This is a genomic window from Variovorax sp. GW823-FHT02B07 (assembly GCF_058797695.1).
Genome location: NZ_JBXAJX010000001.1, coordinates 315,304 through 337,970 on the forward strand (window position 1 = coordinate 315,304; position 22,667 = coordinate 337,970).

General features: G+C 69.1%; 21 protein-coding genes. 10 read left to right on the plus strand and 11 right to left on the minus strand.

What is annotated here, in order from left to right:
* Positions 1-12 precede the first annotated feature (12 nt).
* The gene (locus tag AC1RGU_RS01590) at positions 13-1,374 is read left to right on the plus strand and encodes an amidohydrolase (RefSeq protein ID WP_492694273.1); all 1,362 of its coding nucleotides are present in this window, start codon (positions 13-15) and stop codon (positions 1,372-1,374) included.
* Here AC1RGU_RS01590 and AC1RGU_RS01595 read toward each other — a convergent pair.
* Positions 1,350-2,291, minus strand: coding sequence for a LysR family transcriptional regulator (locus AC1RGU_RS01595; protein ID WP_492694275.1), 942 nt, complete (start codon positions 2,289-2,291; stop codon positions 1,350-1,352). The two genes, AC1RGU_RS01590 and AC1RGU_RS01595, sit on opposite strands and share 25 nt — an antisense overlap.
* Before the next feature lie 144 nt (positions 2,292-2,435).
* Here AC1RGU_RS01595 and AC1RGU_RS01600 point away from each other — a divergent pair, with 144 nt between their 5' ends.
* Complete coding sequence (locus AC1RGU_RS01600) at positions 2,436-3,638, plus strand: MFS transporter (RefSeq protein ID WP_492694277.1); 1,203 nt, start codon at positions 2,436-2,438, stop codon at positions 3,636-3,638.
* Between the two features lie 101 nt (positions 3,639-3,739).
* On the opposite strand, the gene AC1RGU_RS01605 is transcribed toward AC1RGU_RS01600, so the two are convergent.
* Positions 3,740-4,141 carry a phage holin family protein gene (locus AC1RGU_RS01605; RefSeq protein ID WP_062482043.1) on the minus strand — a complete coding sequence of 134 codons (402 nt, stop codon included), beginning with the start codon at positions 4,139-4,141 and terminating at the stop codon, positions 3,740-3,742.
* A 198-nt stretch (positions 4,142-4,339) separates the two neighbouring features.
* On the opposite strand from AC1RGU_RS01605, the gene shkS reads away from it, so the two are divergent.
* The gene (gene shkS, locus AC1RGU_RS01610) at positions 4,340-5,755 is read left to right on the plus strand and encodes a surface-behavior sensor histidine kinase ShkS (protein WP_070061585.1); all 1,416 of its coding nucleotides are present in this window, start codon (positions 4,340-4,342) and stop codon (positions 5,753-5,755) included.
* Between the two features lie 104 nt (positions 5,756-5,859).
* The gene (locus tag AC1RGU_RS01615) at positions 5,860-7,038 is read left to right on the plus strand and encodes a hypothetical protein (protein WP_492694279.1); all 1,179 of its coding nucleotides are present in this window, start codon (positions 5,860-5,862) and stop codon (positions 7,036-7,038) included.
* Between the two features lie 89 nt (positions 7,039-7,127).
* Here AC1RGU_RS01615 and AC1RGU_RS01620 read toward each other — a convergent pair whose 3' ends face one another.
* The 8 genes from AC1RGU_RS01620 to AC1RGU_RS01655 all read right to left on the minus strand — a co-directional run bounded on the left by AC1RGU_RS01620 (position 7,128) and on the right by AC1RGU_RS01655 (position 15,045).
* Positions 7,128-7,730: a LuxR C-terminal-related transcriptional regulator gene (locus AC1RGU_RS01620; RefSeq protein ID WP_056578680.1), complete on the minus strand. Its 603-nt coding sequence runs from the start codon at positions 7,728-7,730 to the stop codon at positions 7,128-7,130.
* Positions 7,731-7,806: 76 nt separating this feature from the next.
* Positions 7,807-9,138 carry a tryptophan--tRNA ligase gene (locus AC1RGU_RS01625; RefSeq protein WP_095744105.1) on the minus strand — a complete coding sequence of 444 codons (1,332 nt, stop codon included), beginning with the start codon at positions 9,136-9,138 and terminating at the stop codon, positions 7,807-7,809.
* Positions 9,139-9,155: 17 nt separating this feature from the next.
* Positions 9,156-9,827 (minus strand): site-2 protease family protein, encoded by a 672-nt coding sequence (locus tag AC1RGU_RS01630; protein ID WP_062482125.1) that lies wholly within the window; start codon positions 9,825-9,827, stop codon positions 9,156-9,158.
* 43 nt (positions 9,828-9,870) lie between these two features.
* Complete coding sequence (locus tag AC1RGU_RS01635; protein ID WP_062482128.1) at positions 9,871-10,506, minus strand: L-threonylcarbamoyladenylate synthase; 636 nt, start codon at positions 10,504-10,506, stop codon at positions 9,871-9,873.
* Positions 10,507-10,522: 16 nt separating this feature from the next.
* Positions 10,523-11,500, minus strand: a complete 978-nt coding sequence (locus tag AC1RGU_RS01640; protein WP_070061589.1) for a DMT family transporter — start codon at positions 11,498-11,500, stop codon at positions 10,523-10,525.
* Positions 11,497-12,354 carry a 3',5'-nucleoside bisphosphate phosphatase gene (locus AC1RGU_RS01645; protein WP_062482136.1) on the minus strand — a complete coding sequence of 286 codons (858 nt, stop codon included), beginning with the start codon at positions 12,352-12,354 and terminating at the stop codon, positions 11,497-11,499. Before AC1RGU_RS01645 ends, AC1RGU_RS01640 begins: the two co-directional genes overlap by 4 nt.
* A 120-nt stretch (positions 12,355-12,474) precedes the next feature.
* Positions 12,475-14,049 carry a GMC family oxidoreductase gene (locus tag AC1RGU_RS01650; RefSeq protein WP_492694282.1) on the minus strand — a complete coding sequence of 525 codons (1,575 nt, stop codon included), beginning with the start codon at positions 14,047-14,049 and terminating at the stop codon, positions 12,475-12,477.
* A gap of 9 nt (positions 14,050-14,058) precedes the next feature.
* The gene (locus AC1RGU_RS01655; protein WP_492694284.1) at positions 14,059-15,045 is read right to left on the minus strand and encodes a Bug family tripartite tricarboxylate transporter substrate binding protein; all 987 of its coding nucleotides are present in this window, start codon (positions 15,043-15,045) and stop codon (positions 14,059-14,061) included.
* Between the two features lie 107 nt (positions 15,046-15,152).
* Between AC1RGU_RS01655 and AC1RGU_RS01660 the strand changes: the two genes are divergently transcribed.
* On the plus strand, positions 15,153-16,094 hold the full coding sequence (locus tag AC1RGU_RS01660) for a LysR family transcriptional regulator (protein ID WP_492694286.1): 942 nt from the start codon (positions 15,153-15,155) through the stop codon (positions 16,092-16,094).
* Between the two features lie 25 nt (positions 16,095-16,119).
* Here AC1RGU_RS01660 and AC1RGU_RS01665 read toward each other — a convergent pair whose 3' ends face one another.
* On the minus strand, positions 16,120-17,154 hold the full coding sequence (locus AC1RGU_RS01665; protein WP_492694288.1) for a transporter: 1,035 nt from the start codon (positions 17,152-17,154) through the stop codon (positions 16,120-16,122).
* 194 nt (positions 17,155-17,348) lie between these two features.
* Between AC1RGU_RS01665 and ppk2 the strand changes: the two genes are divergently transcribed.
* The 5 genes from ppk2 to urtA all read left to right on the plus strand — a co-directional run bounded on the left by ppk2 (position 17,349) and on the right by urtA (position 22,623).
* Positions 17,349-18,275 (plus strand): polyphosphate kinase 2, encoded by a 927-nt coding sequence (gene ppk2 / locus AC1RGU_RS01670; protein ID WP_172438226.1) that lies wholly within the window; start codon positions 17,349-17,351, stop codon positions 18,273-18,275.
* Positions 18,276-18,324: 49 nt separating this feature from the next.
* Positions 18,325-19,359, plus strand: a complete 1,035-nt coding sequence (locus AC1RGU_RS01675; RefSeq protein WP_062472220.1) for an extracellular catalytic domain type 1 short-chain-length polyhydroxyalkanoate depolymerase — start codon at positions 18,325-18,327, stop codon at positions 19,357-19,359.
* Positions 19,360-19,431: 72 nt separating this feature from the next.
* Complete coding sequence (locus AC1RGU_RS01680) at positions 19,432-20,868, plus strand: MFS transporter (RefSeq protein ID WP_492694290.1); 1,437 nt, start codon at positions 19,432-19,434, stop codon at positions 20,866-20,868.
* Positions 20,869-20,913: 45 nt separating this feature from the next.
* The gene (locus AC1RGU_RS01685) at positions 20,914-21,237 is read left to right on the plus strand and encodes a nucleotide pyrophosphohydrolase (RefSeq protein WP_489059502.1); all 324 of its coding nucleotides are present in this window, start codon (positions 20,914-20,916) and stop codon (positions 21,235-21,237) included.
* A gap of 117 nt (positions 21,238-21,354) precedes the next feature.
* On the plus strand, positions 21,355-22,623 hold the full coding sequence (gene urtA, locus AC1RGU_RS01690; protein ID WP_013543023.1) for an urea ABC transporter substrate-binding protein: 1,269 nt from the start codon (positions 21,355-21,357) through the stop codon (positions 22,621-22,623).
* Positions 22,624-22,667 lie beyond the last annotated feature (44 nt).

The following is a 22,667-nucleotide window of genomic DNA, read 5'->3' on the forward strand; positions in this document are numbered from 1 at the left end:
CAACACATCACCATGTCCCACCGATTCCGTCCGACCGCGCGCCTGTGCCTGCCCATCGTCCTTGCCGTCTCGTCCCTGTGCGTCTCGGCGCAGGAGGCACCTGCTGCCACATCGTCTGCGCCGGCCGCCGCCGTGCCGCTGTACCCGCTGATCGCCGAGCGTTCCAAGGCCATCGAGCAGAAGGTGATCGACTGGCGCCGCGACATCCACCAGCACCCCGAGCTGGGCAACCAGGAAAAGCGCACCGCCGCGCTGGTCGCGGCCCACCTGAAGGCGCTGGGCTACGAGGTGCGCGAGGGCGTGGCCGTGACCGGCGTGGTCGCCACGCTGCGCGGCGGCAAGCCCGGCCCGGTGGTGGCGCTGCGCGCCGACATGGACGCGCTGCCCGTGAAGGAACAGGTCGACGTGCCCTTCGCTTCCAAGGCGCGTGCCCAGTGGGGCTTTGCCACGGTCGACGTGATGCACGCCTGCGGGCACGACGGCCACGTGGCGATCCTCATGGGCGTGGCCGAGGTGCTGGCCTCGATGAAGGCGCAGCTGCCCGGCACCGTGAAGCTGATCTTCCAGCCGGCCGAAGAGAAGCTGCCCAATGCCGAGATCGGCGGCGCGCGCCGCATGCTGGCCGAAGGCGCCTTCGACGCGCCCAAGCCCGACGCGGTGTTCGGCCTGCACCTGGTCTCGGCCCTGAACACCGGGCAGATCGGCTACAAGAGCGGCCCCATCACCGCGAGCTCGGACACCTTCAAGGTCAGCGTGAAGGGCCGCCAGACGCACGGCTCGCAACCCTGGAGCGGGGTCGACCCGATCGTGCTGGGCTCGCAGATCGTGCTGGGCTTCCAGACCATCGCGAGCCGCCAGGTCAATGTGACCAAGGAGCCATCCGTGTTGAGCGTGGGCACCTTCAATGCGGGCACGCGCTACAACATCATTCCGGATTCGGTGGAGATGAGCGGCACGCTGCGCACCTACGACGACGAGATGCGCCAGTTCATCATCAAGCGCATGGGCGAGACCGCCTCGCACATCGCGCAAAGCGGCGGCGGCACGGCCGAGGTCCGCGTCGAGGCCGACGGCTACGCCCCCACCGTGAACGACCCGGCCCTGACCGCGAAGATGGTGCCCAGCCTGCAGCGCGTGCCCGGCGCCACGCCGATCGTGATCCCGAAGGGCACCGGCGGGGAAGACTTCTCGTTCTTCGCGCAGAAGGCGCCCGGCCTGTTCGTGATGATCGGCGCCACGCCGCCCGGCCGCGACGCGAACAAGGCCGAGCCCAACCACTCGCCGCGCTTCTTCGTCGACGAGGCCAGCCTGCTGGTGGGCGTGCGCACGCTGACGCAGCTGACCGTGGACTACATGGCGGGCGCGCAGCGCTGACCTGCGCGAATCGGCTGCTCCAGCGCATCCGAAAGCGGAAACAGGTGCTGCGCGATGAAGTCCACGAACACACGGATCCTGGGCGACAGCTGCCGGCTCGACGGCCACAGCACGTGGAAGATCATGTGCTCGCGGTTGTGGTCGTCCAGCACCGTGACCAGGCGGCCCTGTTCCAATTGCTGGCGCACGGCGATCTCCGGCACGCAGGCAATGCCCAGCCCCTGCTCGGCAAAGCAGACCTGCGGATCGAGCGTGTTGGTCACCATGCTGGCCGGCAGGTCGATGGCGGGCGCGCCGGCCGCAAGGCCCAGCGGCCACACGTCCAGCTTGCCGGTGCTGGGAAAGCGGTAGAGCAGGCAGGCGTGGCTTGCCAGGTCTTGCGGTTCGCGCGGCACGCCGGCCCGGCGAAAGTAGGCCGGCGCGCCGACGATCACCTTGCGGCAGGAGCCGATGCGGCGCGCCATCAACCGTGAATCGCTGGGCTCGCCGGTGCGGATGACCGCGTCGAAGCCTTCCTCGATGACGTCCACCAGCCGGTCGGCGTAGTCGATGTCCAGTTCGATGTCGGGGTAGAGCCGCTTGAACGCCGCCAGCTTGGGCATGAACAGGGTGCCCACCGACGGCAGGCTGATGCGCAGCTTGCCGCGGGGTGCGCTCTGTGTCTGCAGCAGTTCCGCTTCGGCCGATTCCACCTCGCAAAGGATGCGCCGGCAGCGCTCCAGGAACAGCGCGCCTTCCGGCGTCAGGTGGACGGTGCGCGTGGAGCGATGGAACAGCCGCACGCCCAGCCGTTCTTCGAGCCGCACGATGGCCTTGCTGACGGCCGAGGCCGAGATGCCCAACTGCTGCCCCGCGGCCGTGAAGCTGCGCGTTTCGCCGGCGCGAACGAAGACGTTCAGCGAACCCAGGTTTTCCATGGAGCGACTTTGATTGATGACTGGAGAGTCATATGTATTTGAAACTTTAGCCCATTTTTCATTGATGCATTCCCGCCCACACTGGGGTGAACGCCAACGCGGGCCGCCCGGCCAACGCGGGCACAGACGATGGAAAACAACTGAATGACCACCACAACCGCCACCGGGGGCGAGCGCACTGAACGACTGCCCGTGGCCGCCTTGCTGGCCCTGTCGATGACCGGCTTCCTGGCACTGCTGACGGAAACGATGCCGGCCGGCATGCTCTTGCGCATCAGCCAGGACCTGGGCGTGTCGGAAGCGCTCGCGGGCCAGTTCGTGACCCTCTATGCCATCGGCTCGCTGGTTGCGGCCATCCCGCTGACGGCGGCGACGCTGGGCTGGCGGCGCCGGTCGTTGCTGATCGCGGCGCTGGTCGCCGTGCTGGCCTTCAACACGCTCACGGCGCTGACGTCGAGCTATGCCGTCGCGCTGGTTGCGCGTTTCATGGCCGGCATGGCGGGCGGCTTGATCTGGGGAATGCTGGCGGGCTACGCGCGGCGCATGGTGCCCGAGCACCTCAAGGGGCGCGCGCTGGCAGTGGCAGGGCTGGGCGCACCGCTGGCGTTGTCGCTGGGCGTCCCGCTGGGGACGTTGATGGGCGCCACGCTGGGCTGGCGCACCGCGTTCGGTGGCATGTCGCTGCTCACGCTGGCGGTGATGGCCTGGGTCTTCCTGCAGGTGCCCGACTATCCGGGGCAGCCGGCCGAAAAGCGCGCGCCGGTGCGCCGAATCTTCGTCACGCCCGGCGTGCGACCGGTGCTGGCCGTGCTTGCGCTGTGGGTGCTGGCGCACAGCATTCTCTACACCTACGTGATGCCGTTCCTGGCGCCGGCGGGCCTGTCCGATCGGGTCGATGCGGTGCTGCTGGTCTTCGGCGTGGCGTCGCTGGCGGGCATCTGGATCAGCGGGCTGCTCATCGACCGCATGCTGCGCTCGCTGGTGCTGCTCGCCCTCGCGGGCTTTGCGCTGGCGTCGCTGGCCCTGGGCGTCGCCGGCACGCAGCCGGTGGTGGTCTATGTCGCGGTGGCCGCGTGGGGGCTGACCTTCGGCGGCTCCGGGGCCTTGCTGCAGACCGCGTCGGCCGAAGCAGCCGGCCCCGGCGCGGACGTGGCGCAATCCATCCTCGTCACGGTGTGGAACATCGCCATTGCGGGCGGCGGCATCGTCGGTGGCGTGTTGCTGGAGACATCGGGCGTCGGCGCTTTTCCATGGGCACTGCTGGCGCTGCTGCTTCCCGGCCTTCTGATTGCCTGGACATCGCGTGCGCACGGGTTTCCCGCGAAGCCACACCGGTCGTCCCACTGATTCCGAAGGGCGCGCGGCATTTCGCGCGCAACCGCCTCAGGAGCTTTCGCGCTGCTCGATGTGGAACGGGATCATCACCGTCTCCGCCGGCGGGGGCTCGCTCAGAGCCAGTTGCCGCCCTGCGGCATCTGGATCTGCTCGGCCGGGTCGCCGCCCGTCACGAACGAGCCGATGACGATGCTCAGCAGCGAGACGAAGATGCTCGCGAACAGCGCGGTCCAGAAGCCCGACACCTTGAAGCCCTTCACCAGCGCCGCCACCAGCAGGATCATCAGCGCGTTGATGACCAGCAGGAACAGGCCGAAGGTCAGCAGCGTCAGCGGCAGTGTCAGGAAGATCAGCAGCGGCTTGACGATGGCGTTGGCCAGGCCGAGCAGCAGCGCCGACACGATCAGCGCCGAGGTGCTGTCGAACTTGAGTCCCTTGAAGAGATGGCTGGCGACCCACAGCGAGATGCCGGTGATGGCCCAGTGGACGAGGAAAGGGGTGATGTTGTTCAGCATGGCGTGCGGTGTGTGTCGGCAGCCCGCATGGTAAACGGGGCGTCGCGGCGGACCGCTGCGCGGGGCGGGCGGATTTTCTGCGGTTACTTCCCGAAACCATGGCCGACAGGCCGTTAAGATCGCGAACTTCCGGCGCCTGCGCAGGCGCCTGTCTCCATCTTTCTCTGGTTTGGCCGAATCCACCACGGTCATGCATCCATGGCGAATGCGTCGATCGCAAGCGTGACACCCGCTCCGGCGTCGGCCGACGAGGCCGAGTCGTGGGTGCGCGGGGAACTCATCCGCAGCCTGATGCGCTCGGCGCGCGGCTCCTACCTCGTCTCGGCGGCGCTCATGCCCGCCATGGTCGGCCTGAGCTGGGGCCACGTGCCCCGCTGGGAGCTGCTGACCTGGCTGGCCGCCGGCATCATCGCCACCGCCTGCCGGGCCTGGGGCGCACGCGTGTACGCCGTGCGCTATGCCGGGCGCAGCGCGGTCGCGCAGCAGCAGTTCACCGACCGCTACGGCTTCGTGTGGAGCACCAGCGCGGTGGTCTGGGGCTGCTCGGTGCTGCTGTTCTTCGAGCGCACGCCGCAGGTCAACCAGTTCATGAGCTGGCTCATCGTGGCCGGCGTGGGCACCTTCCCGCTCAACGGGCTGGCGCTGCACCCGCCGCTGCTCAAGCGCTACGTCAACACGCTGTTCATCACCATGCTGGGCGCGGTGCTGGTGCGCCTCGTGGCCGTCACCATGCAGCACCCGCATTTCCAGTACGGCTACCTCATGCCGCTGCTGCCGGCGCTGCACTGGTTCCTGCTGCTGCGCGCCGGCCGCAACATCCATGAGACCGCGCGCAACAGCCTGGAGCTGCTGTTCCACAACCACATCCTGATCAAGTCGCTCACGCAGCAGCGGCAGGCGGCGGTGTCGGCCGTGGCCATGAAGAACCGTTTCCTGGCCAGCGCCGCGCACGACATGCGCCAGCCGGTGCTGGCGCTGTCGCTGTACGCCGACTGGCTGCGCAACGAGCCCGAGCTGGTGCTCGAACTGGCCCCGAAGATCGTGCGCGCCACCCATGCGGTGAACGCGCTGTTCGACTCCATGTTCGACCTGGCGCGCATCGACGCGGGCCAGGTGCGGCTGCACATCGAGCGCGTCGACGTGGCCGAGCTGCTGCACGACCTGGAGCTGCAGTACCGTCCCGTGGCCGAGAGCCGGGGGCTGGACTTCCGGGTGCACGTGACCGAGGGCTCGTTCCTCACCGACCCGATCCGCGTGCGCCGCATGATCGGCAACCTGCTCGCCAACGCCATCAAGTACACGACCGAAGGCGGCGTGCTGCTGGCCGCGCGCCAGACCCGCGAGGGCATGCGCGTGGAGGTGTGGGACACCGGCATCGGCATCGCACCCGAGCACCTGCGCGACGTGTTCCTGGAGTTCTACAAGGTCGCCGACCATGCCGGCACCTCCGACGGCTTCGGCCTCGGCCTGGCCATCGTCGCGCGGCTGTCGCACGTGCTGGGCCACCCGGTCAGCGTGCGCTCGCGCCTGGGCAGCGGCAGCGTGTTCCGCGTGGCGCTGCACGACGCCGACGAGGCGGTGGCGCAGGCGCGGGTGAGTGCGTCGGGCGGCTGAGCGGCGCTCGATCACACAGGTGCCGCGAAGCCGCGGCGAGCGCGCGAATGCGTCGCCGGCTCTGCTATCTTCCCTGTCAATACACAAGGGAGGATCGAGCGGATATGGCTATTCAGTTCAAACATGCGTTGGGCGTTGCGGCGCTCGCATTGCTGACCGCATGCGGTGGCGGAGGGCCTGTCTTCGGCCTGCCTTCGCCAAATTCGGGCACCAGCACGGGCGGGCCTTCCGGCCCCTCGGAGCCGGAGACACCGGCACCCGTCGGGGATGAACCGCCGCAGGCCCGCGTGGCAAAACCCGTCGATACGACCCTGGGGCTGGTCCTCAAGCTCGACGGCCGCACGAGCCAGGCGGCACAAGGGCGTTCGCTGCGCTACGTGTGGGTGCTGCAGTCCAAGCCCTTGACCAGCAAGGCGGTGCTCACGAGCGCCGACAGTGCAACCCCTTCTTTCCTCCCGGACGTTCCCGGCGAGTTCGTCGTTCGCCTGGTGGTGAACGACGGGGTGAAGGACAGCGAGGCGGCCTACCTGACGGTCACGCCCACCGCGCCGGCGGCGACGGGGCCGCATCTCAAGTTCGCGTTGATCGAGACGCTTGCCACGCCGGACAACGGAAACAGGTACATCCCCGATGCGAGCTGCGGCGGCTATCGGCCCGACACGCACTTCAAGGATTTCTGGCCGACAGCACTCGATGCGCGGGATTGCTTTGCGATCAATTCCCCGCTCGAACTCGAGGGGCGTTCGATGGGTTCCGGTTCGGCAGGAAGTCTGGACTTCCTGGTCCGCCGAATGGGCGAGACCGTCGTCGCGACCCCCGGAACCCTGCCGGCTGACACGCCGGCCACACCGGTCAGTGCGGCCTATGAAGTGACGGCAAATCCCGGGGCATTGGCGCGGACCCCGATCGGCAAGAGCAACGGGTTCTCCTTCCGCTACAGCCTGGAAGGGGCCCGGATGATCTATTGGCCGGATGATCCGCGCGTTGCCATCCAGCGGCCCAAGGCGCGATACCGCATTGCCGGAACGGTGGTGCCGGCCAACGCGCCTCTCGGGTGGGAGGTGACAGGGCAGACCTCGGTTCGTATCGAGGTCACGTTGATCACCGATCGGGACAGTCCGTACGTCAAGGTCCCCGTCTATTCAAAGACCTTCGACACGGAGTTTTCCGAGGACATCGAGCTCGACCTCAATGCGGCGGTCTATCAAGTGGTTCCGAATACGCAAGGGATCTACACCGTCGAGGTCGTGCATCAGCTCGTGTACCGGCGAAAGCCCTCCTGAGCGGATGCATGGAGGCGCCTGCAGGGGCGCCTCCATGAAAAAACCGCGCACGAGGCGCGGTTCCTGATCAAGCCAGCTCTGGTTCAGGCTCAGCCCGAGAGCAGCCCATTCGTGCGTGCATAGTGCAAGGCCTGCGTACGGCTCTTCACGCCCAGACGGCGGAACAGGCGCCACAGGTGCACCTTCACCGTGTGTTCGCTGATCTCCAGGTCGGTGGCGATGTCGCGGTTGCTCATGCCCTTGTCGAGCATGGCGATCAGCTGGGTCTGGCGCTTGGAGAGCTTGCCGCTGTTGGCGGCCGGCATCTCCTCGGTGTCGTCTTCCGACCCGGCCATCAGCAGTCCGCGCAGGGCGGCTGCCAGCTCGTTGGAGCTGGCCGACTTCTCGATGTAGGTGTCGGCGCCGGCCTCGATGCAGGCGTCTTCCATGTCGGCGGCCGGGGCTGCCGAGTACACGGCGATCGGCACGTTCGGATAGACCTGCTTGACCGCGATCACGCCCGAGACGCCATTGGTGTCCGGCAGCTTCAGGTCCAGGCAGAAGAGAGTGGGCGCGCCACGCTGCTGGACCGAACTGGCGAGCTTGTCGAGCCGCTCGAGCTCGACGATGTTCTCGGCGGGGCGCAGGCGACGCAGGACCATCACGATCGCGTCGCGCATCAGGGGGTGGTCGTCGATGACATAAATGCTCATGTTTTCTTCCTTTGTGATCGCACCGTCTTCTCTCTTGTCACACCCGCCGGCGGATGGCCCGCGGGTTGTTGCCGGATCAATGTCCCTGGGTGGTGGACGTTGCCTCCGCCAGTGCCTCCAGCGCCTCGGTGGCGGCGCGAGCCTGTTGCGCGTCGACCGGTTCGAGCTGCGCGGCCAGTGCCGTGAGCGCCGCGCCGCGTTGCGCCTGCAAGTCGGCGATGGTACGGCCGGCTTCCTGCGGCGACGCGAATCCACGGCTTTGCAAAAGGGTTTCGCCGCGCGCATCGAGCAGCTTGAAATAGAACAGGCCGTCGGCCTTCTCGCGGTATTGCTTGAAGCTGGGCTTTGCCACCTTGGCGGCCTTGGCACCGGCGCCGTCGCGGCCCGCCGCGAGGTTGCGCAGGCCGACCGCATGGCGCAGCGAGGTCATGAAGGGGCGCGACAGCTTGCGCGCCTTCTCGGCGCCCAGCAGCAGGATGCGCTCGATCTCGGCCGGGTCGTTCATGAGCGCCTCGTAGCGCGCGCGCAGCGGCGCCACCTCGCGGTCGATGCGCTCGAACAGCACCTGCTTGGCGTCGCCCCAGGCGATGCCGTCGGCGTACGCCTTGCGCAGGGCCTCGGTTTCCTCGGCGCTGGCAAAGGCCTGGTAGATCTGGAACAGGGCCGAGCCCTCGGTGTCCTTGGGCTCGCCGGGCGCGCGCGAGTCGGTGACGATGCTGGCGATCTGCTTTTGCAGCTGCGCGCGCGGCGCGAACAGCGGGATCGTGTTGTTGTAGCTCTTGCTCATCTTGCGGCCGTCGAGGCCGGGCAAGGTGGCGACCGCATCGTCGATCTCGGCGTCGGGCAGCGTGAAGTGCTCGCCGTACTGGTGGTTGAAGCGCTGCGCCATGTCGCGCGCCATCTCGATGTGCTGCACCTGGTCGCGGCCCACGGGCACCTTGTGGGCGTTGAACATCAGGATGTCGGCGCCCATCAGCACGGGGTACATGAACAGGCCGGCCGTGACGTCGGCATCGGGCTCCTCGCCCTTGGCGATGTTCTTGTCGAGCTGGGCCTTGTAGGCATGCGCGCGGTTGAGCACGCCCTTGCCGGTGACGCAGGTCAGGAACCAGGTGAGCTCGGTGATCTCGGCGATGTCCGACTGGCGATAGAAAGTGACGCGTTCGGGGTCGAGGCCGCAGGCCAGCCAGCTGGCCGCAATTTCGAGCGTGGAGCGCTGGATGAGCGCGGGCTCCTGCACCTTGATGAGTGCGTGGTAGTCGGCCAGGAAGAAGTAGCTCTCGACGCCGGCCGCGACGCTCTGGCGCACCGAGTGGCGGATGGAGCCGACGTAGTTGCCGAGGTGAGGCGTGCCCGACGGCGTGATGCCGGTCAGGACGCGCAGGGGAGCTGGAGAAGACGAAGCCATGGGACGAAAGAGAAAACTTAGAGCAGCATTGCCTTGAGCGGCGTGATGAGCAGGTTGACCACGAAGTAGCCGGCATCCATCAGCGGGCGCAGCCAGTAGTTGCTGACGATGCCGGCAAGCACCAGCGCCATCACGATGAAGAAACCGTAGGGCTCGATGCGCGCCAGGAAATTCTGCGCCGGGCCGCTGGGCAGCAGGCCGGCCAGCACGCGGCCGCCGTCGAGCGGGGGCAGCGGGAACAGGTTGAAGGCCCACATCACGAGGTTGACCAGCACGCCGCCCTGGCACATCTTGATGAAAAAGGTTTCACTGACGCCGGCCGCGACGATCACGATCAGCAGCACGGCCCACAGGATGGCCTGGATGAAGTTGGAGGCCGGGCCCGCGAGTGCGACCCACACCATGTCGCGCTTGGGATGGCGCAGGCGGTTGAAGTTGACCGGCACCGGCTTGGCATAGCCGAACAGGAAGGCGCCCGAGGTCGCGAAGTACAGCATCAGCGGCATCAGGATGGTCCCGATGGGGTCGATGTGCTTCATGGGGTTGAGCGTCACGCGGCCCATCATGGCGGCGGTGTTGTCCCCGAAGTGGCGCGCCACGTAGCCATGCGCCGCTTCGTGCACGGTGATCGCGAAGATCACCGGCAGTGCGTAAATCAGAACCGTCTGTATCAGATTGGAAATATCCACTGCGCGATTGTGTCAGAGAGGAATGGGGCGGCCGAGCCGTTCGTCAGAGGCCAAGCACCGCGAGCGCACCGCGGCCCTGGCGCACCACGACCGGGTCGTCGCCCGCGCCCATGGGCGTGAGGTCGACCACGGTGGTCGGCTGCGACGGGCAGGCGCCGGCGTCGATGACGGCGCCGATCTGCTTCTCGAAGCGCTCGCGGATTTCCTGCGCGTCGTTCAGTGCCTCGGTCTCGCCGGGGGCGATGAGGGTGGTGGCCAGGAGCGGCGCGCCGTGCAGTTCCAGCAGCTCCAGCAGCACCTTGTGGTCGGGCACGCGCAGGCCGATGGTCTTGCGCTGCGGATGGCTCACGCGGCGCGGCACTTCCTTGGTGGCTTCGAGCAGGAAGGTGTAGGGGCCGGGCGTGGCGGCCTTGAGCAGGCGGTACTGCTTGTTGTCGACACGCGCGTAGTTGGCCAGCTCGCTCAGGTCGCGGCACAGCAGCGTGAGGTGGTGCTTGTCGTCGACCTGGCGGATGCGGCGCAACTGGTCGACCGCGTCCTTGTCGTCCAGGTGGCAGGCCAGCGCGTAGCTGGAGTCGGTGGGCACCGCCACGACCTCGCCGCGCGCGAGCAGCGCCACGGCCTGCTTCAGCAGGCGCTGCTGGGGGTTCTCGGGGTGGACTTCGAAGTACTGGGCCATGGTGAATTGCTCCTGATCAGGATTCCGCCGGTTCAATCGGCACGCGCCGCTCGCGCACGGTGAGCCACGCGCCGGCGGCGCCGCACACGGCGATCATCGCCATGCCGATCAGCGAAAAGCGGTCGGGCACGTGGGAAAAGATGAGCCAGCCGCCCAGCATCGCGAAGGCGATCTGCGCGTACAGGTACGGGGTGAGGGTGGAGGCCGGCGCGCGCTGGTAGGCCAGGATCAGCATGAAGTGGCCCACCGTGCCCATGAAGCCCATGAGGCACAGCAGCGCCCACCATTCCCACGAGGGCAGGGAGGTCCAGGCGAAGGGCACGGCCACCGAGGCCAGCAGCGTGCCGACCCAGCCTGTGTAGAAGTGCATGGTCAGCGGGTTCTCGGTCTGCGCGAGCTTGCTCGTGAGCACCTGGAACCAGGCGTTGGTCAGCACCAGCCCCAGCGGCAGCAGCACGGCCCAGCTGAAGCTGCCGCCGCCCGGGCGCAGGATGACCAGCGTGCCGATGAAGCCGCCGGCCACCAGCGCCCAGCGCAGCGGCGACACCTGCTCCTTGAGCGTGGTGGCGGCCAGCAGCGTGATCACCAGCGGCGCGATCAGCACGATCGACGTGAACTCGGCCAGCGGCATGTAGCGCAGGCTCAAAAAGGCAAAGAGGCTCGAGCCCAGCAGCAGCGCCCCGCGCAGCGCCTGGTAGCGCGGGTGCTGCGTGCGCAGCAGGGCCGTGCCGCGCAGCGGCAAGAGCACCAGCGTGGTGGCCACGGCCTGGAAGGCATAGCGGAACCACACGCCCATGAGGATCGGCACGGCGAGCGTCGAATACTTGGTGGCGGTGTCGAGCGTGGCGAAGCAGGCCACCGCCAGGATGACCAGCCCGATGCCTGCCAGGATGCGTTCGGATTCGGTGCGGCGGCGGGTTTGCGCTGCGGCGCGTGCCTGGGCGAGCGCGGCGGTGGCCGCGCTGTCGATGCCGGGCCCGGGGCTCTGGCTCACTGCTGGATGCGGTGGCCGAGCAGTTCCCACACCGGCGTGAGGCTGCCGGGCAACGGTGGCAGCTTGCCGAGATCGCAGTGGCTCTCGTCGGGGCTGTGGAAATCGCTGCCGCGCGAGGCGGCGAAATCGAACTCGAGCGCCTTGTCGGCGTACTCGACGAACTCGGCCGGCGTGTGGCTGCCCGTGACGACCTCGATCGCCTGGCCGCCGTGCGCCTTGAATTCGAGGAACAGCGCGTACTCCTCGTTGGCCGTGAACTTGTAGCGGCCCGGGTGCGCGATCACGGCCATGCCCTTGGCGGCGGTGATCCAGTGCACGGCGTCCTTCAGCGAGGCCCAGCGGTGCGGCACGTAGCCGGGCTTGCCTTCGGTGAGGAACTTGCGGAACACCTCGGGGGTGTCGCGGCAGTGGCCCTGCTCGACCAGGAAGCGCGCGAAGTGCGTGCGCGAAATCAGTTCGGGGTTGCCGACGAACTTGAGCGCGCCTTCGTAGGCGCCGTGGATGCCGACCTTGGCCAGCCCCTCGGACATTTCCTGCGCGCGCTTGCCGCGCCCGCCGCGCGTGTCGTACAGGCCCTGCGACATGGCGGCGTCGTCGGGGTCGAAGCCCAGGCCGACGATGTGCACGGTTTCGTTCGCGAAGGTCACCGAGATCTCGGTGCCGGTGAGGTAGCGCATGCCGTTTTCGCGCGCGGCCGCGGCGGCGCGGTGCTGGCCGCCGACTTCGTCGTGGTCGGTGAGGGCCCAGAGCTCGACCCCGTTGGCGGCGGCGCGGGCGGCCAGCGCTTCGGGCGTCAATGTGCCGTCGGAGACCACGGAGTGGCAGTGAAGATCGGCATTGAGAGTAGAAGACACCGGCCGATTCTAGGCGCTCTCGCCCGCCGACACCGGCGTGTGGATGCTTCGCGGTGCTACTAGATAAATAGCATTAACCTCATCGCCCAAGCGGCTTGGCGCGCGCCGTCCCGTGGGCGCTCAGGCGCGCAGGTCGTGCCTGACGAGGTCGGCGGCGCGCTCGGCGATCATGATGATCGGCGCGTTCGTGTTGCCCGACACCAGCCGCGGCATCACCGAGCCGTCCACCACGCGCAGCCCCTGCAGCCCGTGGACCCGCAGGCGGGCATCCACCACCGCGTTGGCATCGTCGGCGGGGCCCATGGCGCAGGTGCCCACCGGATGGAAGATGCTGCCGCCGCGGCGGCGCACCCAGTCCAGCAGCTGCGCGTCGCTGGCCAGCGCGGGCCCGGGCTCGTGCTCCTGCGCCAGGTAGCGCGCCAGCGGCGGCGCGGCGGCGATCTCGCGCATCTTGCGCACCAGCCGCACGGCCAGCGCCCGGTCGGCTTCGTGCGACAGGTAGCGCGGCTGGATCGACGGCGGCGCCAGCGGATCGGCCGAGCGCAGCATGATCTCGCCGCGGCTGTGCGGGCGTAGCAGGCAGGCCGACAGCGTCACGCCCGGGAACGGGTGCGGCGGCTGGTGCGGCCGTTCGAAGCTCACCAGCCCGAAGTGGATCTGCGCATCGGGCCACCCCGCGGCCTCGTCGCCCGCGGCAAAGAAGGCCCCGGCGCGGTAGACGCCGCCGTTCAGCGCGCCGCCGCGCGTCAGCAGGTAGCGCATGAACTCGCGCGCGCTGCGCCAGCGGCTGTGGGCGATGTCGTTGAGCGTTTCGATGCCCTGGCAGCGGTAGCTGGGCCGCACCTGCAGGTGGTCCTGCAGGTTGCGCCCCACGCCCTCGAGCGGCGCCACCACCGGCAGGCCCAGGCGGCCCAGCAGCCCGGCCGGCCCCACGCCCGAGAGCTGCAGCAGCTGCGGCGACTGGATGGCGCCGGCGCTCAGGATCACCTCGTGCCGCGCCGAGACGCGTTCGACCTTGCCGTCGCGCACACAGTCCACGCCGACGGCGCGCCGCCCCTCGAAGCACACGCGGGTCGCCTGCGCGCCCGACAGCACGCGCAGGTTGGGCCGGCCCAGCGCCGGCGCCAGGAAGGCCCGCCCGGTGTCCATGCGCCGGCCGTGGCGCGTCGTCATCCGGAAGTAGCCGGCGCCGCTGTTGTCGCCGCCGTTGAAGTCGGCCGTGGGCGCGATGCCGGCGTGCGCCGCCGCGGCGATGAAGGCATCGGACAGCGCATCGCGCGGCAGCGCGGACACCCACAGCGGCCCATCGGCCGCGGGCTGCGACCGGTCGAAGTAGGGGCGCACGCTGTCCCAGTCCCAGCCCGGGTTGCCCAGCGCGGCCCACTGGTCGTAGTCGGCGCGGTGGCCGCGCAGGTACAGCATGCCGTTGATGAGGCTGGAGCCGCCCGGCCCCCGCCCGCGCGGCCAGGGCAGGCGGCGCTGCGCCATGTCGGGCTCGGGGTCGGTCTCGAAGCGCCAGTCGTGCCGGGGGTGGCCCACCGTCTTGAAGTAGCCGATGGGAATGCGCAGCCACGGGTTGCGCGAGGGCCGCCCCGCCTCGACCAGCACCACCTGCAGCGCGGGGTCTTCGCTCAGGCGGGCGGCCAGCACGCAGCCCGCCGAACCGCCCCCGACGATCACGATGTCTGCCTGCATCGTGCGCGCTCAGTCGGCCTTGATGCCGGCGCCGCGGCCCAGGCGCAGCCACTTGTCCGACTCGGCCGCCAGCACGGTGCGAAAGCGCGCCGGCGTCATCGGCTCCGGCTCGAGCGCCAGCGTGGCCAGGCGCTCGCGCACCTCGGGGGCGGCCAGCGCCTTGGCGAGCGCGTCGCCGAGCCGCTCGACGATCTCGCGCGGCGTGCCGCTGCGCACCGTCATGCCGTCGAAGGAGCGCAGTTCGAAGCCCGCGTAGCCCTGCTCGATCATCGTGGGCACGGCGGGCAGGGCCGGCAGGCGTTGCGCGCCGGTCACCGCCAGGGCGCGCAGCTTGCCGGCCTGGATCTGCGGCAGCGCCGCCGACGCGGTCAGGAACATGGTGTCCAGGCGCCCGGCCAGCAGGTCGCCCACCGCCATCGGGAACTGGTTGTACGGCACGTGCGTGAGCTGGCTGCCGGTCTGCTGGGCGAACAGCGCGCCCGCCAGGTGCGCCGGCGTGCCGTTGCCGCCGGAGCCGAAGCTCAGCGTGCCCGGCCGGGCCTTGGCCGCGGCCTCCAGCTCGCGCGGCGAGCCCAGCGCCGAGGCGGCGGGCGCCACCAGCACGTTGTAGCTCCAGGCCGTCATGCCGACCGGCTCCAGGCTCTTGAGCAGGTCGAGCGACTGGGCGGGGAACAGCAGCGGCGCCACCAGCGAGGCCGACGACAGCATGTAGACCGTGTAGCCGTCGGCCGGCTGGCGCAGCACCTCGCCCAGGCCCACGGTGCCGGCCGCGCCCGGCCGGTTCTCGACGAACACGGTCTGGCCCAGCCCGCCCGCCATGCGCTCGGCCACCACGCGGCCCGCCACGTCCGCCGGCGTGCCGGGCGCCCACGGCACGATCAGGCGCACGGGCCTGGACGGGTACGCCTGGGCCGCGGCGCCGGCGGGCAGCAGGCCGGCCAGCAGGGCGGCGGCCATGAGGGCGGCGCAAAGGAATCGCTTCGTCGGTTCGGTCATCGCGGGTCTCCGGGGTGCCAGGGCGGTGGGCGGATTCTGGGCAGGCCGGGGGAGGGCGACAAATGAGAAATCCGAGCGTACTCATACCGTTGCCGATATAAATGGCCATGGCCTCCTTCCTGGAACGAAACCTCACGCTGCGCCAGCTGCGGCTGCTCAGCCAGCTGGGCCGCACGCTCAGCCTGAGCAAGTCGGCCGAGCTGCTCAACACCACCCAGCCCGCGCTGTCGCGCACGCTGGCCCAGCTCGAGGCCACGCTGCAGGTGCGCCTGTTCGAGCGCACCACCAAGCGCATCGCGCCCACGGCGGCGGGGCTGAGCATGGTCCGGCATGCCGACCGCGTGCTGGGCGAGCTCATGCTGGCCGAGGAGTCGCTGCGCGACCTGCGCGTGGGCGTGAGCGGCGAGCTGCGCCTGGGCGTGCTGCCGGTGTTCTCGGCGCAGCGGCTCGCGGCCGCGCTGCTGCAGGCCTCGCAGATGCTGCCCCACGTGCGCCCGATGGTGCAGACGCTGGAAATCGAGGACCTGCACGGCGCGCTGCAGGACGGGCGCATCGACCTCATGCTCGCGCACACGGAGTGGACGGTCGACCTCAACCGCGTCGAGGTCACGCCGCTGTACGAGGAGTTCAGCAGCATCGTGGCGGCGCCGCGGCACCGGCTGGCGCTCAAGCGTGCGCCGACCTGGGCCGAGGCCGCCAACGAGCGCTGGGTGCTGCCGCCGCACCGCACGCCGCTGCGGCCCAAGCTGGACCGCATGCTGTCGGTGCACCGGCGCCCGGGCGGCCCGCACCCGACCGACATCCAGGCCGACTCGGCCCCGCTCGCGCTGCACCTCGTGCGCAGCTCGGGCCTGCTGTGGGCCACTGCCAACCATTACGCCGAAGACTTCGAGCGGCGCGGGCTCGTGCGCCGCATCGCCATGCCGGGCGAACTGCTGCGCGGCCCCATGTGCGCCTTCCGCCTGCGCAGCGAGGCGATGAACATGCCCACGCGCGTCTTCCTGCAATGCATGCAGGACGCGGCCGCCGCGCCGCTGCCGTCGGACTGACCGGGCGGGCGGGCGCGGCCGCGCCTCAGCGCTTCTTGCGAAACGCCGTCCAGGCGGCCACGGCGGTGAAGGTGGCGACGATCGCCACCACGATCCAGAACCCGTGCCTGTGCTCCGCCAGCGGAATGCCGCCCACGTTCATGCCGAACAGGCCGGCCAGGATGTTGATCGGCAGCGCCAGCACCGTGACCACCGTCAGCACGAACAGGCTGCGGTTGTTGTCCTCGTTGACGTTGGCGGCGATTTCTTCCTGCAGCAGCTTGATGCGCTCCTGCAGCGCCTGCATGTCGCGCAGCACCACCGAGAACTCCTCGGTCGAGCCGCGCAGCTCCTGCACGTCGGGCTCGGCCATCCAGGCCGGCGGACCCTGCAGCAGGCGGAACAGCGCGGCCGGCTCGGGCGCCAGCAGCCGCTGCAGCCGCACCAGCAGCCGGCGCAGCACGCCCAGGCGCGCGCGCTTGTGGTCCAGGCGCCCGGCCAGCAGCTCGTCCTCGATGCGGTCGATGCGCGAGGTGACGCCGCGCACGATCTTCACCAGCACGTCGGCCTGCGCGCGCAGCAGGTGCTCGAGCAGTTCGGTGCTGGAGCGCGGCGCCTCGCCCGCCTTCACGGCCGTGCGCAGCGCGTCGACCGAGCGCAGCGGCTTGGTGCGCGCCGTGACCACCAGGCGCGGACCGACGCTGATCCACAGCGTCGAAATGTCGGAGGGCTCGAAGCTGAACTCGAAGTGCACGTCGTTGATGACCGCGATCAGCGAGTCGTCGGCGCGCTCGATGCGCGTGGAGGGCAGGCCTTCGTGCAGCGTCTCGTAGAAGGTGTCCGACAGGGCGGCGTGCCGCACCAGCCAGCGTTCGGCGTGCGCATGGCTCAGATTGAAGTGCAGCCACACGTAGGCGTTGCTGTCGCCGAGCTGGCCGGCATCCGCCAGCCACGCGGCGGCCTGCGCCGAATCGATCGCCCGCGCGGATTCCGGCGCCGCGGCGTCGAACAGGTAGCCGCAGATCAGCCCGGCTTCGTCGCCGCCATAGGACTGCGCGGCGAGGTCATGAAATACCGACAAGGTGCGTGGTCAGAAAAGACATGTGAACAGGCAGACGCCCGTTTGGCGGGCTGCCAGCGTGCCCCGGATGGTGTTCGTGCCATGTGACAACGGCGTGTCGGCTTACAGAAAACAGCCGCAAAACCGTCACGCCGTCGTCATGTGGCGGGTGCAGCATGCTTTTTGTCTACCCGCCACTCTTGCCCCTTTTCATCATGCTGACGAGCGCACTTCCCGACCACGAAGACCTGATGCAACGCATCGCCCGCGACCTGATCGACAGCTACGACGAAGAGCTCGAACTGGAGATCGAAGACCGCAACCTCGACGGGCTCGACCCCGGCTCGGCAGCGTCTTCCGTGTCCGACAAGGCGGCGCGCCAGGCCTATTTCAAGGAGCTCTTTCGCCTGCAGGGCGAGCTGGTCAAGCTGCAGGACTGGGTGCAGCACAGCAAGCAGAAGGTGGTCATCCTTTTCGAAGGCCGCGACGCGGCGGGCAAGGGCGGTGTCATCAAGCGCATCACCCAGCGCCTGAACCCGCGCGTGGCCCGCGTTGCCGCGCTGCCCGCGCCCAACGACCGCGAACGCACGCAGTGGTATTTCCAGCGCTACGTGGCGCACCTGCCGGCGGCCGGCGAGATGGTGCTGTTCGACCGCAGCTGGTACAACCGCGCCGGCGTCGAGCGCGTGATGGGTTTCTGCAGCGACGACGAGTACGAGGAGTTCTTCCGCACCGTGCCCGAGTTCGAGAAGATGCTCGTGCGCTCGGGCATCAAGGTCATCAAGTACTGGTTCTCCATCACCGACGACGAGCAGCACATGCGCTTCCTGGGCCGCATCCACGACCCGCTCAAGCAGTGGAAGCTCAGCCCCATGGACCTCGAAAGCCGCCGCCGCTGGGAGGAATACACCAAGGCGAAAGAGATCATGCTGGAGCGCACCCACATCCCCGAGGCGCCGTGGTGGGTGGTGCAGGCCGTCGACAAGAAGAAGGCGCGCCTGAACTGCATCAGCCACCTGCTGGGCCAGCTGCCTTATCAGGAAGTGGCGCACGCGCCGGTCGAGTTGCCGGCGCGCGAGCGGCATGACGACTACCTGCGCCAGCCCGTGCCGGCCAGCATGATCGTTCCGGAAATCTACTGAAGGCTTCGCGGCCGTTTGGCCGCCCGGCGCTTTGCCTGCACACTGCGCCATGGCCCGTCGCTCCACCGCTTCTTTCTTCGCCCGCGCCTATGAGCGCAATCTGAAGGCGCTCACCAAGCTCACGCTGAGCAACGGCAAGCGCGTGGCCGGCCAGGTGCAACGTGCGACCGCCAAGCGGCTCAAGCCGCCGCCCGGCAAGGGCGACTGGATCAGTGGCATGGCGATGGGCGCGGGTGGGGCGCGCGGCTATCACCTGTTCCGTCCGGCCGACCTGGTGCTGCAGCCCGGCGAGAAACTCCCGCTCATGGTCATGCTGCACGGCTGCGGCCAGACCGGTCGCGACTTCGCGGCCAGCACGCGCATGAATGCGCTCGCGGTGCGCCAGCGTTTTCTCGTGCTCTACCCCGAGCAGGACCGCATCGCCCATCCGCAGGGCTGCTGGAACTGGTACGAGCGCCGCTCCGGCAAGGCCGACGCCGAGGCCGCCACGCTGATGGCCGCCGTCGACCAAGCCTGCATGCTGTACCCCGTCGATCGCGACCGCGTGGCCGTGGCCGGCCTGTCGGCGGGCGCGAGCATGGCGGCGCTGCTGGCCACGCGCTACCCGAACCGTTTTCGCGCGGTGGTCATGCACTCGGGCGTGGCGCCCGGCGCCGCGAAGTCGTCGGCCACCGCGCTCGGGGCCATGCGCGGACAGCACGTGCCGCCGATGCCCGTCACCGCGGTCGGCAAGGCCATGGGCGCGGCGGCCGTCTTCACGACGCTGCCGCCGATGCTGGTGCTGCACGGCGACGCCGACGCTGTGGTGGCGCCGAGCAACGCCATGAGCAGCGCGGCCGTCTGGGCCACCGCCGTGGGCGCGCACGCTGGCATCGCGCGCGACCTGCAACGCGGCCAGCGCCGTGCCATGCGCGTGACCGACTTCAAGCGCCAGGGCCGCACCCTGGTCACGCTGTGCGAGATCGCGGGGCTCGGCCACTCGTGGAGCGGCGGGTCGCGGGGGCAGCTGTTCAGCGACCCGCTCGGGCCCGACGCCACGCGCATGACCTGGGCCTTTGCGTCCGCGCAGTTCGACAAGCGCTGAACGCGCGGCGCCCTGCGCGCATGACCTCGCAGGTCATTGCCGCGATGCCGGCCGGTGCCGACAGTGGGGGCCATGCCCTCCTCGAACCCTGCCGTTTCTTCTGCCCCATCGATCACGTCCGCCACACCGGGCCGGCTGGGCCTGTGGGTCATGCTCAGCGGCACCTTCCTGGTGGTGCTCGATTTCTTCATCGTCAACGTCGCGCTGCCCTCGATGCAGCACGACCTGCAGGCCAGCGCGGGCACGCTGCAGCTGGTGGTGGCGGGCTACGGCCTGGCCACCGCCGCGGGCCTGGTCACGGGCGGGCGGCTGGGCGACCTGTTCGGCCGGCGCCGCATGTTCATGCTCGGCCTGTTGTTGTTCACGCTCGCCTCGGCCGCCTGCGGCGTGGCGCCGAACGCCGGGCTGCTCGTGGCCGCGCGCCTGCTGCAGGGCCTGGCCGGCGCGCTGCTGCAGCCGCAGGTGCTCGCGATGATCGGCCTGGCCTACGCGGGTGAAGACCGGACACGCGCCTTCGCGGCCTACGGCCTCACGCTGGGCCTGGCGGCCACGCTGGGACAGTTGGTGGGCGGCGCGCTGATCCATGCCGACCTCGCGGGGCTCGGCTGGCGCAGCTGCTTTCTCATCAACGTGCCGATCGGCCTGCTGGCGCTGGTGCTCGCACCGCGCGTGGTGCCGCCGCTGGCGCAGGGCCGCGGCGACAGCCGGCTCGACCTCGCCGGTATGGCGCTGGTCGCGGCCGGTTCGGTGGCCGTGGTGCTGCCGCTGGTCGAAGGGCGCCAGCAGGGCTGGCCGCTGTGGAGCTGGCTGTGCCTGGCCGCCGCCGTGCCGCTGTGGGGCCTCTTCGCCGGGCAGCAGCGCCGCCTCGCGGCACGCGGCGGTGCGCCGCTGGTGGCGCCGGTGCTGCTCGCCAACCGCCGCTTCGTGACCGGGCTGCTCACCACGCTGGCCTTCTATGCCGGCAACGCCTCGTTCTACTTCGTGCTCGCGCTGTATCTGCAGCAGGGGATGGGGCTGGGCGCGCTCCACTCGGGCATCGTCTTCACCGCGCTGGCCGTCGGCTTCTTCGCGACCTCGATGGCCGGCGCCCGCATCGCCCGCCGCTTCGGCGGCACGCCCCAGATCGCGCTCGGCGCCCTCGTACTCGCGGCGGGGCATGCGTTGCAGTGCGCCAACGTGGCCGGCTGGCCGGGGCACACGCATGTCGTGGCGTGGATGGTGCCGCTGCTGTTCGTGCAGGGCGCGGGGCTCGGCATGGTGATGGCGCCGCTGGTGTCCACCGTGCTGGCCGGCCTGCCGCCGCAGCACGCGGGCGTGGCCTCGGGCGTGCTGTCGATGGTGCAGCAGGCGGGCAATGCGCTGGGGGTGGCGTTGGTCGGGATCTTGTTCTATGGGCAGTTGGGGCGCGAGGCGGACTACACGGCCGCGTTCGGCGTGGCGCTGGTTTATCTGATGGTGTCGGCGCTGCTGGTGGCGGTGCTGCATGGGCGGGGAAGTCGCATGGCGTAGCCGGGCGGCCATGCCAAACTCGCGGAAGACCCCCGCAGGATTGACATGGCCACCGAACTTCAAGCACTGACCCAGGCCTTGCGCGACTTCGCACAAGCCCGCGACTGGGAGCAATTCCACTCCCCCAAGAACCTCGCCGCCGCGCTGTCGGTCGAAGCCGCGGAGCTGCTCGAACATTTCCAGTGGCTCACCGAAGCGCAAAGCCGGGCGCTGCCCGCAGACAAGCGCGCGCAGATCGGCACCGAGATCGCGGACGTCCTGCTCTACCTGCTGCAGCTGGCCGACAAGCTCGGCATCGACCCGGTCGAGGCGGCGAAGCACAAGATGCTCGCCAACGCCGTGAAGTACCCGGCCCCGCCACCCGCCTGAGTACCTCCGTGTACGCCACCCGGCGTATTTCCCCTTTGTGGTGCGTTCCGCAGACTCCTCTCCATCGCCAGCCCCGCGCTGTCGACAAGGTTCAACCCACCCGGAGCAGGAGTCCACATGCAACGTCGTTTCACACTCAAGGCGCTCACCGCCGCCGTCGCGCTGGCCAGCATTTCTGCTGCGCCTGCATTCGCAGCCGACACCATCAAGGTCGGCGTGCTGCACTCGCTGTCGGGCACGATGGCCATCTCGGAAACCGTGTTGAAAGACACGGTGCTGATGGCCATCGACGACATCAACAAGAAGGGCGGCGTGCTGGGCAAGCAGCTGGAGCCCGTGGTGGTCGACCCGGCCTCCAACTGGCCGCTGTTCGCTGAAAAAACCAAGCAGCTGCTCGGCCAGGACAAGGTCTCGGTGATCTTCGGCTGCTGGACCTCGGTGTCGCGCAAGTCGGTGCTGCCGGTGGTCGAGGAAATGAACGGCCTGCTGTTCTACCCCGTGCAGTACGAGGGTGAAGAGCTCTCCAAGAACGTGTTCTACACGGGCGCCGCGCCCAACCAGCAAGCCATTCCGGCCGTCGACTACCTGATGAGCAAGGAAGGCGGCGGCGCCAAGCGCTGGGTGCTGCTGGGCACCGACTACGTGTACCCCCGCACGACCAACAAGATCCTGCGCGCCTACCTCAAGAGCAAGGGCGTGGCCGACAAGGACATCGACGAGAAGTACACCCCCTTCGGCCACAGCGACTACCAGACCATCGTCGCCGACATCAAGAAGTTCTCGGCCGGCGGCAAGACGGCGGTGGTCTCGACCATCAACGGCGACTCCAACGTGCCTTTCTACAAGGAACTGGGCAACGCGGGCCTGAAGGCCAAGGACGTGCCGGTGGTCGCCTTCTCGGTGGGCGAAGAAGAACTGCGCGGCGTGGACACCAAGCCGCTCGTGGGCCACCTCGCGGCATGGAACTACTTCATGTCGATCAAGAACCCGACGAACACCGCGTTCATCAAGCAGTGGAGCGACTACGCCAAGGCCAAGAACATCGCCGGCCACAAGGACAAGCCGCTCACAAACGACCCGATGGAAGCCACCTGGATCGGCATCCACATGTGGAAGCAGGCGGTCGAGAAGGCCAAGTCGACCGACACCGACAAGGTGATCGCGGCGATGGCCGGCCAGACCTTCACGGCACCGTCGGGCATCGTCTCGAAGATGGACGAGAAGAACCATCACCTGCACAAGAGCGTGTTCATCGGCGAGATCAAGGCCGACGGGCAGTTCAGCGTGGTGTGGAAGACGCCGGGCCCGGTGAAGGCCAAGCCGTGGAGCCCGTACATCGAAGGCAACGACAAGAAGCCTGACTACCCGGCCGGCAAGTCGATGTAAGCGTGTTTCTCCCTCCCCCACTGGGGGAGGGCAGGGGTGGGGGC

Bases quoted from the DNA above. Each gene is read 5' to 3' on its own strand.
- shkS (WP_070061585.1), top strand. From the start codon at position 4,340: ATGGCGAATGCGTCGATCGCAAGCGTGACACCCGCTCCGGCGTCGGCC.
- AC1RGU_RS01600 (WP_492694277.1), top strand. From the start codon at position 2,436: ATGACCACCACAACCGCCACCGGGGGCGAGCGCACTGAACGACTGCCC.
- AC1RGU_RS01650 (WP_492694282.1), bottom strand. From the start codon at position 14,049: ATGCAGGCAGACATCGTGATCGTCGGGGGCGGTTCGGCGGGCTGCGTG.
- AC1RGU_RS01655 (WP_492694284.1), bottom strand. From the start codon at position 15,045: ATGACCGAACCGACGAAGCGATTCCTTTGCGCCGCCCTCATGGCCGCC.
- AC1RGU_RS01685 (WP_489059502.1), top strand. From the start codon at position 20,914: ATGGCCACCGAACTTCAAGCACTGACCCAGGCCTTGCGCGACTTCGCA.
- ppk2 (WP_172438226.1), top strand. From the start codon at position 17,349: ATGCTGACGAGCGCACTTCCCGACCACGAAGACCTGATGCAACGCATC.
- AC1RGU_RS01595 (WP_492694275.1), bottom strand. From the start codon at position 2,291: ATGGAAAACCTGGGTTCGCTGAACGTCTTCGTTCGCGCCGGCGAAACG.
- AC1RGU_RS01605 (WP_062482043.1), bottom strand. From the start codon at position 4,141: ATGCTGAACAACATCACCCCTTTCCTCGTCCACTGGGCCATCACCGGC.
- AC1RGU_RS01625 (WP_095744105.1), bottom strand. From the start codon at position 9,138: ATGGCTTCGTCTTCTCCAGCTCCCCTGCGCGTCCTGACCGGCATCACG.
- AC1RGU_RS01675 (WP_062472220.1), top strand. From the start codon at position 18,325: ATGGCCCGTCGCTCCACCGCTTCTTTCTTCGCCCGCGCCTATGAGCGC.
- urtA (WP_013543023.1), top strand. From the start codon at position 21,355: ATGCAACGTCGTTTCACACTCAAGGCGCTCACCGCCGCCGTCGCGCTG.
- AC1RGU_RS01660 (WP_492694286.1), top strand. From the start codon at position 15,153: ATGGCCTCCTTCCTGGAACGAAACCTCACGCTGCGCCAGCTGCGGCTG.
- AC1RGU_RS01590 (WP_492694273.1), top strand. From the start codon at position 13: ATGTCCCACCGATTCCGTCCGACCGCGCGCCTGTGCCTGCCCATCGTC.
- AC1RGU_RS01680 (WP_492694290.1), top strand. From the start codon at position 19,432: ATGCCCTCCTCGAACCCTGCCGTTTCTTCTGCCCCATCGATCACGTCC.
- AC1RGU_RS01620 (WP_056578680.1), bottom strand. From the start codon at position 7,730: ATGAGCATTTATGTCATCGACGACCACCCCCTGATGCGCGACGCGATC.
- AC1RGU_RS01615 (WP_492694279.1), top strand. From the start codon at position 5,860: ATGGCTATTCAGTTCAAACATGCGTTGGGCGTTGCGGCGCTCGCATTG.
- AC1RGU_RS01635 (WP_062482128.1), bottom strand. From the start codon at position 10,506: ATGGCCCAGTACTTCGAAGTCCACCCCGAGAACCCCCAGCAGCGCCTG.